General features: G+C 58.2%; 13 protein-coding genes and 2 pseudogenes. 5 read left to right on the top strand and 10 right to left on the bottom strand.

Translation table 11 applies throughout. The features are described 5' to 3' along the window. Positions 1-14: 14 nt before the first annotated feature. Positions 15-1,472, bottom strand: a pseudogene (locus tag AB6803_RS27035) (hypothetical protein); the annotation flags it as partial. Between the two features lie 63 nt (positions 1,473-1,535). On the opposite strand from AB6803_RS27035, the pseudogene AB6803_RS27030 reads away from it, so the two are divergent. Beyond that, positions 1,536-1,788: pseudogene (locus AB6803_RS27030) on the top strand (hypothetical protein); the annotation flags it as partial. On the opposite strand, the gene AB6803_RS27025 reads toward AB6803_RS27030, so the two are convergent. Then, positions 1,772-2,224, bottom strand: a complete 453-nt coding sequence (locus tag AB6803_RS27025; protein ID WP_371111768.1) for a hypothetical protein — start codon at positions 2,222-2,224, stop codon at positions 1,772-1,774. The pseudogene AB6803_RS27030 and the gene AB6803_RS27025 overlap by 17 nt on opposite strands. A 205-nt stretch (positions 2,225-2,429) precedes the next feature. Here AB6803_RS27025 and AB6803_RS27020 point away from each other — a divergent pair, with 205 nt between their 5' ends. The 4 genes from AB6803_RS27020 to AB6803_RS27005 all read left to right on the top strand — a co-directional run bounded on the left by AB6803_RS27020 (position 2,430) and on the right by AB6803_RS27005 (position 4,443). Further along, on the top strand, positions 2,430-2,738 hold the full coding sequence (locus tag AB6803_RS27020) for a type II toxin-antitoxin system RelB/DinJ family antitoxin (RefSeq protein WP_371111802.1): 309 nt from the start codon (positions 2,430-2,432) through the stop codon (positions 2,736-2,738). Beyond that, positions 2,735-3,043: a type II toxin-antitoxin system RelE/ParE family toxin gene (locus AB6803_RS27015; protein ID WP_371111767.1), complete on the top strand. Its 309-nt coding sequence runs from the start codon at positions 2,735-2,737 to the stop codon at positions 3,041-3,043. The genes AB6803_RS27020 and AB6803_RS27015 overlap by 4 nt, the downstream gene beginning before the upstream one ends. Positions 3,044-3,089: 46 nt before the next feature. Continuing rightward, positions 3,090-3,410 (top strand): low affinity iron permease family protein, encoded by a 321-nt coding sequence (locus AB6803_RS27010; RefSeq protein ID WP_371111766.1) that lies wholly within the window; start codon positions 3,090-3,092, stop codon positions 3,408-3,410. A gap of 160 nt (positions 3,411-3,570) precedes the next feature. After that, positions 3,571-4,443, top strand: a complete 873-nt coding sequence (locus AB6803_RS27005) for a cytochrome c (RefSeq protein ID WP_371111801.1) — start codon at positions 3,571-3,573, stop codon at positions 4,441-4,443. Here the strand turns inward: AB6803_RS27005 and AB6803_RS27000 are convergent, their stop codons facing one another. From AB6803_RS27000 to AB6803_RS26965, 8 genes are all read right to left on the bottom strand, one after another. After that, positions 4,444-4,854 (bottom strand): cytochrome c family protein, encoded by a 411-nt coding sequence (locus tag AB6803_RS27000; protein ID WP_371111765.1) that lies wholly within the window; start codon positions 4,852-4,854, stop codon positions 4,444-4,446. It abuts the gene before it with no gap. A 333-nt stretch (positions 4,855-5,187) separates the two neighbouring features. Then, the gene (locus tag AB6803_RS26995) at positions 5,188-5,790 is read right to left on the bottom strand and encodes a heme-copper oxidase subunit III (protein WP_371111764.1); all 603 of its coding nucleotides are present in this window, start codon (positions 5,788-5,790) and stop codon (positions 5,188-5,190) included. Continuing rightward, on the bottom strand, positions 5,787-7,694 hold the full coding sequence (ctaD, locus tag AB6803_RS26990; RefSeq protein ID WP_371111763.1) for a cytochrome c oxidase subunit I: 1,908 nt from the start codon (positions 7,692-7,694) through the stop codon (positions 5,787-5,789). The genes AB6803_RS26995 and ctaD overlap by 4 nt, the downstream gene beginning before the upstream one ends. Next, complete coding sequence (coxB, locus tag AB6803_RS26985) at positions 7,691-8,677, bottom strand: cytochrome c oxidase subunit II (protein WP_371111762.1); 987 nt, start codon at positions 8,675-8,677, stop codon at positions 7,691-7,693. The genes ctaD and coxB overlap by 4 nt, the downstream gene beginning before the upstream one ends. Then, complete coding sequence (locus AB6803_RS26980) at positions 8,674-9,276, bottom strand: cytochrome c (protein ID WP_371111761.1); 603 nt, start codon at positions 9,274-9,276, stop codon at positions 8,674-8,676. Before AB6803_RS26980 ends, coxB begins: the two co-directional genes overlap by 4 nt. A 20-nt stretch (positions 9,277-9,296) precedes the next feature. Beyond that, the gene (locus AB6803_RS26975) at positions 9,297-11,699 is read right to left on the bottom strand and encodes an FdhF/YdeP family oxidoreductase (RefSeq protein ID WP_371111800.1); all 2,403 of its coding nucleotides are present in this window, start codon (positions 11,697-11,699) and stop codon (positions 9,297-9,299) included. A gap of 109 nt (positions 11,700-11,808) precedes the next feature. Further along, positions 11,809-12,771 (bottom strand): alpha/beta hydrolase, encoded by a 963-nt coding sequence (locus AB6803_RS26970; protein ID WP_371111760.1) that lies wholly within the window; start codon positions 12,769-12,771, stop codon positions 11,809-11,811. Further along, on the bottom strand, positions 12,768-12,992 hold the full coding sequence (locus tag AB6803_RS26965) for a permease (protein ID WP_371111759.1): 225 nt from the start codon (positions 12,990-12,992) through the stop codon (positions 12,768-12,770). Before AB6803_RS26965 ends, AB6803_RS26970 begins: the two co-directional genes overlap by 4 nt. Between the last annotated feature and the right edge of the window lie 2 nt (positions 12,993-12,994).

Below are 12,994 nucleotides of genomic sequence, written 5' to 3'. Positions count from 1 at the left end.
ATTCATCCAACCGGCTATGCAGCTTCCCAAACCTGATTGAGGATTTTCGCCGCAAGCGCCGCCTTATCCTGCGGCAGGAAACGGCCATAGTGCTGCTGAACGACATCCGGTGTATCCCGGATGGCATAACTGGCCTGCTCGTATGACCCGGTCTGCTTGAGGATATGCGTAGCCAGAATATCCCGAAGATTATGTGGTCCGTGCGGCAGTAATCCCTTGATGGCGCCGCGGCCGGTATAAGGGTTGTAGATGCCATAGCGTTGGATCACTGTTCGCCAAGCCTCATAAAATTTCGTCGAGTCGTATGCTGCGTCAAGGCTGGTCGTCTTCACTGTCTTGACGAATAGGGTGCCAGGATCCTTTGCCGGGCCGAGCAGCACTCCGCGATGGTGATCGATATAGGCCTCGAGGTAATTGTAGAGGTCGAGCAGGTCCGGCAGGATCAGCCGGAACGGCTTTGTCCGAAGAAGGATGATCCTGAGTTTTTGAAGGCAACCGACGGGATAAGGACCTCCCATCCGTTCTCTCGATCGCTCCAGCGCAGTTCGCCGCATTTCATGTCTTCCAGCCGTCGCTCTGATGTCGGAAAATGCCCGCGCGGGCACAAGCGAAGCTGTCGAAGGTTCTTTCGCCGGAGTCCCAGATGCAGGCCGAGGCGAAGCAGCAGAAACGAACGGACGGCCTCTGCGGCCGGCCGGGGATAACGGTATTCGTCCGGCATGTGCTTCAGGATCTCGTCTGTAATCTTGCGATATTCCGCGAGTGGGCTATCGGCTTCGAGGATCACCATTATCGGTTCGAACGGGTCGCGATGGACACGCATGACCCGTTGGATTTCCTTCGAGCGATTGGCGGCACGGCGGTGGAATGCATCGCATGCGCCGTGCCAGTCTCGCGTCGCAAACTCTATCTCCTCCGGCGCGATCAGCCCTTCGATCGGCTGAACCTTCTTCAATAGTTTCGGATGCTGACGGATCCAGCCGACTTCGGCACGGTTCAGCGCCATTGCCACCATCAGCATGTCTTCTTCCCACTTGGTATAGAAGCCACGCCGCTGCTCGCGCCATTGCAGCTACCAATCCTCCACATCTGGGAAGATTAGCAGGCCGAAGGTCAGTTGGCTGAGCGGCACGCCGCGCCCTTTGACAATGCCGGCGGGCGAGGCGGCGAGCGCCCCGAACATCAGCCCGAGATGCTCGGCCTTCTGCGATGCCGCTTCCTCGCCCCACACCCCGTTGCGTTGAAATCCGATCGCCGTCAGCGTCTTGAAGCGGATCAGATCCATTGCCAGCCGTGGCGGCGCATCGACGACGCCTGACAGGAGATCAGGATCTTCAAAGGTTTCCGTGTTGTGGCTGGTGCTGCCTGAAAGGCTTTGCGCCTGGGAACCGAATTGCATAGCGCTGTTTGATCGCCGCCGCCTGGTAGCGGCGATAGTCGGTCGAGCCCGAGATGATGACCCTGCGCCCTTTCCTGAGCCATTGTTCGAGGCGACCGATGATCCGGTCGGCTTTCAGGATGCGCTGGCTTATCAAATGCGCCGGTTCGGCGAGAGCTAACTGGCAACTGTATCGCGCCGTTATTCGCTTGGGCGAGACTTTCGATGAAAAAACTCTGCTGTCATGGGTTCAGGGCGAGCGGGTACCGCGATCTCTGACGAGCTTCGAGATCCTGTCCCGCATCGAACGGCGTTATCGACTGGTGCAGGGCTATTTCAAGGCGAAGTTGCCGCACCAATCCCGCTCCCTTTACGGCCATGATATGGGTGACATCAGTGCTGCGGAACGGGACTGATCGGTTTCGGTTGTAGTCCTCTGGGTACTGATGAAGATGGAGCCGGGGTCTTGTCGGGGATGATTTCCCGCGGCCTGGACCGCGTCGCAGTTTCCGACCTGCGCGGAACGGCTTTGTTCGATTTCGTCGACCGTATGTCTTCGGCGGCAGGCGGCTCTCCAAGCCAGCGGATAATCGCATCCAAACCTGGACGCAGCTGCTTCTTCAACTCTGCCGTCAATTCGCCTTCAATCCCACATGCCTGGCCAATGGCTGTCCAGTCCATTCGACCGTTTACGATCGGTGGTGCCTGGCGGTGGATGACGAGACCCATGAGATAGGGCCGAATGCTTTCCAGCATTCGCTTTGAGGCGATTGGCGCAATGCGCACTTCGCAGAAGTCCGAGATTTTTCGTTGGAAGTGATGAGTTGAAAGGTCGCGTTTTGCCATGTTCTTATTCCATTTTTCTCGGCACCAGTGCCGGGGGCGGGCCGGAATAGGAGCGGACATTTAACAAATGGTTTTGCGGCAGCTGCGATCATTCGGGCCAGGTGTCGAAAAGAAATCACAGGAGACGAAAACCGGCGAAGGCAGCCACAAGCTATGGCGTTTGTCATTCATTTGCATTATGATACCAGCCAAAGTGGAGATCGATGTGGCTGCAAATGCACTGGTACAAACTCGTATTGATGCCGAAGTTCGGGATCGTGCCTCGGTAGTGCTTGGAAATATGGGGCTGACCGTATCGGACGCGGTTCGTATCTTACTCACCCGGACCGCCAACGAGGGCGCGCTGCCGCTGGAGCTTCTTTCAGGCAGCGAGGCTCATGACGCTTGGTTTCGTGCCAAGGTACTCGAAGCGTTGAACGATACTCGACCGGACGTTTCAGACGAGGAAGTCGAGGTGCACTTCGCTGAACGCCGAGCGGCAGCCCGTATCAAAGCGGGTGAGCGCAAATCGTGAAGCTTACCTGGTCTGCGTTCGCGTTATCTGATCGCGACGCCATCTTTACGTATATAGAACTAGAAAATCCGTCAGTAGCCATTCTGGTCGATGAGCGGATCGTTGCTGCAGTCCGCCGGTTGATAGATTTCCCTGCGAGCGGTCGTGTTGGCAGAATTGCCGGCACCCGCGAATTGGTCATTAACGGCACGCCGTACGTCGCTTTAATGCCCGTTGACATCGTCACGTCCCGCCGTGGGGAACGTTATCTCGTTCTGAGGTCGAGGGCGAGGTTTCCAATGAATGTCCCGCCCGCAGGGAACTGACTGCCTGAAACATGGTTTTCGGACCTGTGATGTGGAGGTATCGGCTATGCGATGGCGTTCCTGGTTGACGGATTTGGGCGCGTGGACGGCCAGCCCCGCCGCTTTTGCCATCGTCGCTCTGTATGGAGTCTCCTGGCTCATCTTCAGCCCCGAGACGCTGGAATGGCACGGTCTTGCCACACTTATCACCTGGATGATGACACTGTTCATCCAGCGCGCAGAACATCGGGATACCCAAGCCATCCATGCCAAGCTCGACGAACTGTTGCATGTGCATGGCGATGCGAAAAACGAAATCACGCAGATCGACGAGAAGGAGCCGGAGCAGATCGAACGGTTTCGGGCATCGCAGACCGGATCGGATTAGCTGGCTCTAGCTGGAAGCGGGTTTCTCTGTGGCATGAGTTGACGGTCTGTCAATCCGAAGATGGCAAGGGCGGCAGGATGCGGCGTAATTCAGGAGCGAAGGACCAGCGGTGAAGACGCGAGTTCGGACAATTTTATTGGGGGCGGCTCTTACTGTTGCAATGTTCGCAGCCGCCGCTGCCTGGCTTATCACCAAACCAAATATCGCTTTCGAAGAGAATGATCCGGCGTTCATGAAGCCGGGCGATCCTGCTCGTGGCGAATTGATATTCGCCGCAGGAGATTGCTCATCGTGCCATGCGACCCCTGGGCAAAAGAATCGGTTGCAACTCGGCGGCGGCCTTGCGCTCGCCTCGCCGTTCGGCACGTTCCGGCCTCCCAATATCTCGCAAGATGCGAAGGACGGAATTGGTTCGTGGACCGCCGCTGATCTCGGCAACGCGCTGATCGGAGGCGTCTCTCCCAACGGGCAGCATTATTATCCGGTCTTTCCCTATCCAAGCTACACCGGAATGACCGTGGATGATGTTCGGGACCTGTTTGCCTATCTGAAGACGCTACCAGCAGTATCGGGCCGCGCGCCGCCCCACGACCTCGTCGCACTCTTCCGCATCCGGCGGTTCGTCGGCTTCTGGAAGCTGCTGTTTTTCGACGAGGGAAAGTCCGAAGCCGTGCTGAATGGCGATCCGGTTCACGATCGCGGCGCCTATCTCGCCGAGAGCGTTGCGCACTGCGCCGAGTGCCACTCGTCGCGCAATGTCTTTGGAGCGATCAAGCAGGCAATGCGATATGCCGGTGGTGAGAATCCTGAAGGAACAGGCTTCGTTCCGAACATTACGCCCGCCCGTATTGGCGATTGGTCTCAGGCCGACATTGTCGAGGTTTTGACCAGCGGCAATACCCCTGACCACGGGCGCGTCGGATCATCCATGGCCGACGTTGTCACCAACACCGCCAAACTCCCCGCAGGTGATCGAGATGCCATTGCGGCCTATATCAAATCTCTTCCGGCTCGGGCCACGCCCAAGCCGTAGTCACTGCTGGTAAAGGAAGGCAGCCAGATTCCGGGCCTCCGCCTCGGAAATGCCAGTGTCAGGCATCGCTGTTTTGGGATCGAACGCGCTTGGCGACACAATCCAGTGGACGAGTGTCTCCGCATCATTATTCGCGACACCGGCGATATAGACGCGCTCGCGCATGTTGATCAGTGGACCGCCGACCTGGCCGTCGGCCCCGGGGATTCCAGGGATAGTATGGCATCCCGTGCAGCCGTATCGCCGGAAAATATCAGGCGCCCGGGCTGGATCGCCGCGAGCAAGTAAACTTGCGACTTCTGTCCTCTGATTGCGATCTCTAGCCTGGTAGGTGAGGACCCCCGCCGCGAGCCCGAGCATCGTGACCAGTAACAGAACTACGATCTTGATGGGAAACCCTCCGCCGCTCATTTTCTATCTCCGGCACTGACTAGGATCAGTGTTGACAAGGGTTTATTAAAAGCGTGCCCGCAGCCTGCATCGCCAAGGCAAACGCAAATGCTGATCTCGCGAGAGCGCTGATCATTCTGATGAACGCATCTGTTCTTGATTGCGGGTTTCCACGCACCGTCAAAGGCGCCAGAGCACCGACAACCGCCAACAGTGCCAGAACCACCGTGGCCAGAACCGACCATGGCCTGCCCATCCGGCAGTCTGCGTAAGGCATGAACTGGCCAATCTGTGTACTGATGGCCCAAGCTAGCGGCGCGAAAACCAGTCCCCCAGCGACTGCGATCGAATATTTCATAGACGCGGCATCCAATAGAGACAAAGATAGAGCGGAACCCACGTTATGACGACGAAGTTCCAATACATGGCGTTGTCCTCGACGTCGCCATAGCGCCTGGGATTGTCGGCGTGCCGCGTGAACATCAGACACATCAGTACCAGGGTGTCGATCAGGTCGGTCAGGATGTGCGTGGTATGTAGTCCCAGCAAAACCCATGTGATCGAACCATAGGCATTAGTGTCCCACATCACGTGCATGGCCGGGAATTCGAAAATCCGCAGTAACAAAGGCGCAATGCCGAACAACGCCATCACGATCAGGCCGATCCGCACCTTTTTTAGCTCTCTGCGTTTAGCCCAGCCCGCCACCAGCACGTTTGGTATGACACTGACAGCGAGCAAAGCGGTCAGAAGAGTGCCAGGCAGCAGATCAGGCGCCGGCGCGTTGATCGGCCAGGCGCCGGCGATGCTCATCAGGTAAAGGTAGACGACAATTCCGAGAGCAAAGCCAGTCCCTTCGATCAACATGAACGCCAGTGTTCCCCACCAGGTCGGGCTGGCGGTGCCGGAGCCGTGCAATGGCAGGTGCGAGACATCGAGGACCAGTCGCTCTTTCATGACTCATCCTCCGGGTCGCCCTTGGGCCAAAACCAACCGGTCAGGGCGATGGCGATCGGTATTGAACCCCAAACGACCGCCCATGGCGAGAACATCGACCATATCAGCATAACCGACGTCGCGGTCGCTGCAATCAGTGGCCAGATCGAATTGGTCGGCGAAGACTCGCGCGCCTCGGGCTGCGCCTCAACGACGCTGCTAACGATCAGCTCCCGTCGGTCGAGCCGCATTCCACCCACCACAGGAAGATCTGACAATCCGGACCACAACGGTTCGCGGTCGCTGACGACCGGGATACGCCGAAAATTGTACGGGGGGGGAGGGGAGGTGGTTGCCCATTCCAGCGTGGATGCGTTCCAAGGGTTCTCTCCGGAAATAGCGCCGGAGCGGGCGCTGCGGATAACATCGATGAAAAACAGGAGAAAACCCGCGGCGAGAATAAGAGAGCTGATGCTGACGAACAGATTTAGGCCAGCCCAGGGCACCTCCGGCTGATACGTGTAAATTCTTCGCGGCATTCCGACGAGACCGAGAATATGCATGGGGAAGAACGTCAAGTGGAAACCGGTGAAAATCAGTCCGAATACCCAGCGCCCGACCCTCTCGCTCATCATCCGTCCAGAGAACTTTGGGAACCAGTAATAGATCGCCGCCAGCAGCGGAAACACTGCACCGCCGACGAGAACATAATGGAAGTGGGCGACGACGAAGTAGGTGTCGTGCACCTGCGTATCGAATGGCACCGATGCCACCATCACACCGGTCAGACCACCCAGAACGAAAGTAATGATGAAGCCGATGATAAAGAGCATTGGCGTTTTGAGGACCGGTTTTCCGTCCCAGAGTGTCGCAAGCCAGCAGAAAATCTGAATGCCGGCCGGCACCGCAATCGCCATGCTGGAAGCAGTAAAAAAGCTCTCGCCCAGTCGTGGTAAGCCGACGACGAACATGTGATGCACCCAGAGGCCAAAAGCGAGAACGCCGGTCGATATCAGTGCCATCACCAGAGCCAGGTAACCGAAGACAGGCCTGCGGGCAAAAGTCGAAATCATCGTCGACACCATTCCCACAGCCGGAAGGAAGATGATGTAAACCTCCGGATGGCCGAAAAACCAGAACAGGTGCTGCCACAAGAGGACATCACCCCCTTCGGCGGGATTGAAGAAGTGGGTGCCGACGAGGCGGTCAAGGATGAGGGTGCTGCTGGCAAACATGATTGCTGGCATCGCCATGATCACGAGAAAGGAGGTCACCAGCATCGACCAGACGAACAGCGGAATGCGATCGAGCGACATCCCGGGCGCACGCTGCTTAAAAACCGTCACCACGATCTCGACGGAGACAGCGAGAGCCGAAACCTCGGTGAACGTAATCATCTGCGCCCATATGTCGGCCCGCTTGCCCGCACCGTATTGGGGTCCGGCCAGCGGGACATAAGCAAACCAACCAACATCCGGGCCGACATCGAGCGCAAACGCAATCCATAACAGCAGGCCCCCAGCCAGAAACATCCAGTACGAAAACGCATTCAAGCGTGGAAAGGCGATGTTGCGCGTGCCGAGCATCAACGGCACCAGATAGACGCCCATCGCCTCCATGACCGGGACGGCGAACAGAAACATCATGTTTGTGCCGTGCATCGTGAAGATCTGGTTGTAGCGATCGGGGCTGATATAGCGCGCTTCGGGCGTCGCCAGCTGGAGGCGCATCGCCAAAGCCAGCACGCCCCCCAGGAGAAGAAAAACAAAAGCGGTTGCGATGTAACGCCGGCCGATGATCTTATGATCGACCGTTGAAAGCGCACCCCACAGGCCAGCCGGCGTTTTCCAGATGTGATCGAGCTTGAGGTCGATCGTCTCATCGCTCAAATTAAGATCGGTTTGTGAACGAGGACTGGCGCTCATTTGAGGCTTTCTAGATAGGCGGAGACCTGTTTCAGCTCTTCGGCGGAAAGCGGGACGACCGGCATGTTATTGCCCGGCTTGAGGGTCTGCGGGTCGGCTATCCAGGCAGCGAGGGACCCACGAGTGTTCGGCAACAGCCCTGCTCCGGTGGTTTCCCTACTGCCGACATGTGTTATGTCCGGCCCGGTTGTCCCGGCCGCCGATGTGCCGCGGACTGTATGATAGGCCGCACAGGGCTTGCTCAAGAACACCGCTTCGCCGGCTGCGATCTCCGTATCCGGCGGCGGCAACCGCTCGCGTTGCTGGCCCTGCAACCAACGCTTATAATTTTCTTCATCTTCGGCAACGACCAGCAGGGCCATATGGCTATGCTGCAGTCCGCAATATTCGGCGCACTGGCCCCGATAGACACCCGGGCGGTCAGCATGCAACGTCAGTTCATTCGTTCGACCCGGGATCAGATCCAGCTTTCCCGCCAGGCTGGGGACCCAGAAAGAATGATTGACGTCCACGCTTTCCAGCCGCAGCGTCACGTCTTTTCCGACAGGGATGTGGAGCTCGTTGGCCGTCTGGAACCCAGCCTCGGACCCACTGGCTGGATAGACGAACTGCCACCACCATTGCTGCCCACGGACAGTCACAGTCAGTGGCGCCTTGGAGGATGGACCGATCTGGCGCGTCGTATAAAAACTTGCGATCGTCAGACCAGCGATGATGAAAACGGTGGCCGCCACGGCTGCTGCGACAACCTTGCGCGCTTTCCGATCGTTGCCAGCAGTTCCGCGTCCGTCACGCGATCGTAGCAGGGACCATGCCAGCACCAGCATCACCAGAAGCCAGACAGCAGCGCACACAATGACAATGATGAGCTGTTTCAGGGCGGACGCCGATGCGCCGGCCGCGTCAAGCGCAGGCTGCGAGCCCATACAGCCTGAGAGGCAGATGGACACAAGAGACAGGCCGATGATCGGAGGGCGCGTCAAGGCGATGGCCCCTGATCAGGGTGCGCGCCGGCCGGTCCCTCGTCGAAGAGAGCAGCGGCCGGTGCGCGGTTCTCCGCCGGCCGGGTGTTTTTGTCGTCATTGCGACTGGGTGCAGTCGTTTTTGCCGAATAGGCGCCGATCGTTCTCACATAGCCGGCGAGTTGCCAAATCTCATCGATCGTCATCTTCTCGCGAAAGGCAGGCATTCCGTGGGGCCTGCCATCGCGGATGGATGCTACGACCGAGACCATCTCGGGACCGTAAAGCCACCATCCGTCCAGGAAAGACGGGCCGGCCGCACCCCGGCCGTCGCCGTGGCATGCCGAACAGCCAAACCAAGAATAGAGCCGCTTTCCCTGACTGAGATCGTAAGCGGTGCTTTCGTACGGCTTTCCGAGCTTGAAATAAATTTCTGGCGGCGCTCCGCTGATGTCATTCGGCATCAAGCGGATCTTTTCGAATTCGGCCGAAAGCGGTGGATCAAGGCGATAGGTACGGCCCGCCCTAGCCCAGCCGACGAAGGCGCTTGCGCCGACGACTACGGCGCCACCAAGTGCGATGGCTATAACTGACCGGAGGCTACCTTGAACACTGCCCATACAAAGCTTCCCGCGCCGGTTCAGTCCTTCGGCTTGTGCTGTGACCTGGTGATGAAGACCGGGAGTAGCTTGTAGGACGGCGTCTTTGACTTGGCATCGTGATGACCCAGTGGGAACAGCGGATTGGTTTCGGGATAGTATCCCGCACAGCAGCCTTTCGGAATGTCGTATTCGATGATCCTGAGCGCGCCGATCTGACGCTCTGTGGAGTGATCGATGGCTGTTCGCAGATCGACGCTGTCGCCGTTGGCAAAGCCGAGGCGAGCGATGTCTTCGCGGTTCATGAAGACGACTTTGCGAGTCCCGTTGATGCCGCGAAAGCGATCGCTGTAGCCGTAGATGGTGGTGTTGAACTGGTCGTTCGACCGTAGCGTTGCCAGATGCAGGACGTCTCCCCGCGTGCCATCGATCGCAAATTCCGGAAACAGCCGATCCGGCGTCAGGAAGTTTGCTTTACCTGTCTGCGTGACCCACTTCCGCTCTCGTGCCGGCAGGGGGCGAGCGAATCCCCCCGGCTGGAAGAGGCGCTTGTTGAAGTCGCTGAACGTCTCCGGATAGGTGCGCTCGATCGCGTCTCTGATTCGGCTATAGTCGTCTACCCACCCGTCCCATGGGACGTCACCCCGGTTCAAGGTGGCTTTCGCCAATCCGGCAATGATCGCAGGCTCGGATCTTAGATGGGTGCTCGCTGGCGTGGCTTTGCCGCGCGAGCCATGAAAATGTGCGACTGAGCTTTCGATCGATACAGCCTGTGGACCGGTAGCCTGGCTATCAATCTCCAGTCTTCCCAGGCAGGGAAGGAGATAGGCGATCTCCCCGTGGAGCACATGGCTGCGGTTCGGTTTAGTGGCGATCTGCACCGTCAGCCGCAATTTGCGCCACGCAGCCTCCATTGCCTCTGTCTCGGGCACGGCACGAAGAAAATTGCCGCCAAGGCCGATGAAGGCGCGCGCTTCGCCTTCGAGTACTGCCTTGCAGGTGTCAACCGTTGATCGGCCCGTCCACCGCGGCGGTTCGAACTTGTAAAGTTCCGAAAGCTTGTCGAGAGGTACCAGACCAGGCTTTTCGGTTATTCCGACCGTTCGCTGGCCTTGCACGTTGGAATGCCCTCGGATCGAACAGATGTTGGCGCCGGGTTTGCCAATATTTCCACGAAGCAGCGCCAGGTTGGCGATCATGTGGATGTTATCGACACCCATTACATGCTGTGTGACGCCCATGCCGTAGGCAATCAGAACAGCCTTCGCCTTCGCATAGGTTTCTGCCGCCTGCTTCATCTGCTCGCGTGTGAGACCGGAAACCCGCTCAAGCTCATCCCAGCTATAGGACCGGGCCGCATCGGCAAATTGTTGGAAACCAGTGGTATGCTCCTCGATGAAATCGTGGTCGAGGACATGCTTCTCGTCGGCCGCCGCAATCGATGCGGCAAAAGCAATCGTTCCGGCCTCCGATGGGTCATCCGGAATCCCGTCGTCTCCCGCGACTTTGCTCGCTCCCGACGCTTTGAGCGCATCGTCCGCCTCGATCAACGCCTTACACACGCCAAAGAGCGCTGCGATATCGCCGCCATTCTTCACCTGGTAGTATTCCGACGAGATCAGTGTTTCCTTCGAGGACAACATTTCCGTCGGTGCCTGGGGGTTCTTGAACCGTTCAAGGCCCCGTTCGCGCAGGAGATTGAATGTGACGATCGCAACTCCGCGGTGTACGGCATCCTGCAAGTCGTGCAGCAGCCGAGGCGAAGAGGTCCCGACATTCTGGGCGATATAAAATATGCAGTCGGTATTCTGAAAGTCCGAAAGCACGGCCGTTCCCACCGATGCACCGATGCTTTCCGGTAGAGCCACCGACGTGCTTTCGTGACACATGTTCGAGCAGTCGGGCAGGTTGTTAGTGCCGTACAGTCTTGCAAAGAGCTGATACATGTAGGCTGCCTCGAGCGAGGCGCGACCCGATGTATAAAAATCAACTTGATTTGGCGTAAGGGCCTGAAGTTCTTTACCGATCTCGGCGAAAGCAGCGTCCCACTCGACCGGCTCGTACTTGTCCGTTTGCGCGTTCCATAGCATCGGCTGGGTCAACCGACCCTGTTCCTCAATGTCATGATCGCGCCACGCTTCGAGTTCCGTCAGCGTGTGTGAGGCAAAGAATTCAGCATCCGCCCTGCGGTTTGTCACTTCCCAGGCCGTGGCCTTGGCGCCGTTCTCACAGAATTCGAGGGGATGCGTCTTGGCGGGCTTCGCCCACGCGCAGCTTACGCACATATAACCTTCTGGCTTGTTTTGCTTGTCCAGCAAGGCGGCGCCCCTCGCCGGGATGTGCTCCCGGAGCAGGATCCCGGCGACCGATTTCGTCGAACCCCACCCACCGGCCGGGCCAGTGTATGGTTTGATCGAGGGTTTTTCTTCCGGATGTGCCGTCATGATCGCTCCAACCTCCTCAAAGTTTCCTGAAAGCAGAAGTTCCTTCATTTAAGTTTTTCCGCTTGCGTTGGCGTCCGAACGTTTCGAACGAAAGCCGAACTCGGCGACGTCAATGCAAGGCCGAAAGTCTGCCGATGAGCCATTCTCTTGCGTAAGCATTAGTGATGTTAGCGATAGCGATCGGAAGCCGATTGAAGCCATGCGGCCCGGCGGGAACGATGCTTAGCGACGCGTTTCCGTTTGCATCTTCCCATCTGCGAAACATCTGGATGCTGTCATCGACTATAGGATCAAGCTCGCCCGCAATAAACAGAGCTGGCGGAAGGCCCTCCAACTGCGCGTACAATGGCCCATCGCGTTCGTTCCAGGGCAAACTCGGACGCAGCCTTTGAAGATTTCGAAGCGCGGCAGGAGCGTCGAGGATGAGGGAGCGACTATCAGCGCTCCTGAGGCTGTGCGACCCGCGGAAATCAAACGCACCGCATGTCGAGATAAATCCCGCAAACGCATCCACCAGCCCCCGGTCGCGCAGGCGCAACAAGGCCTGGGCAGCAAGGTGAGCCCCAGATGACTCGCCGCCTAAAACGATCCGTTCGACACCCAGATCTGGCAGGTTTCGGACTACCCAGTTCAGAGCAATCTCGCAGTGGGCTATGGCAAGATCGACGCGATCATCGAGGGCGTTGTGAAAGTCGACGGCAATAGCCATAACCTGGCATTCTCTAGCGACACTTGAGGTGATTCCGTCATCGAGGCGGGCATTGCCGAGCACCCATGCGCCGCCATGGAAATGCACATAAACACCTCTAGGCGCTCCATTGGGCAGGAGAAGCCGCAAGCCAACGCTACGTTCGCCGGACGCAATGCTTCTGCTGAAAACGCGGCAGTTATGAAAGAGGCGGGAGGGAACGATGGACTGCATCCCCCGTAACACGCCGTTGGCGACTTTCGCGTTCCACCTGCGATCGGTGTGGTAGCGTGGAAGCAATCGCAGAAGCGCGTTCAGCCGCTGAGCGCGGGTGACGTATTTTCCTTCAATTCGGTGGATCAAGTCGCAGTTGCCAGAGCTCATCCTGCTGCGCCTTCATTAGGCATCGGCGACCCCACTTCGTCGATGTCCAGCGGTTGGAGAGGTTGCGCGCCTTCGTCACTGCCATCGAACTGGATAGCGAGGCCGTGGTCGCCGAGACGGTCCTGCATTATGCCGGCCATCACGTCGAGAAAAGCCTCGATGCCAAACCGGGCCTCGAAGTCGCGACAAGCTTCCTTGAGTGCTCTGGCATCAGCGTCCATGA

This window comes from Rhizobium sp. RCC_161_2 (assembly GCF_041355235.1).
Lineage (GTDB): Bacteria > Pseudomonadota > Alphaproteobacteria > Rhizobiales > Rhizobiaceae > Rhizobium.
The sequence above is the reverse complement of the archived record's forward strand: the minus strand, read 5'-3'. Positions and strand labels throughout refer to the sequence as shown.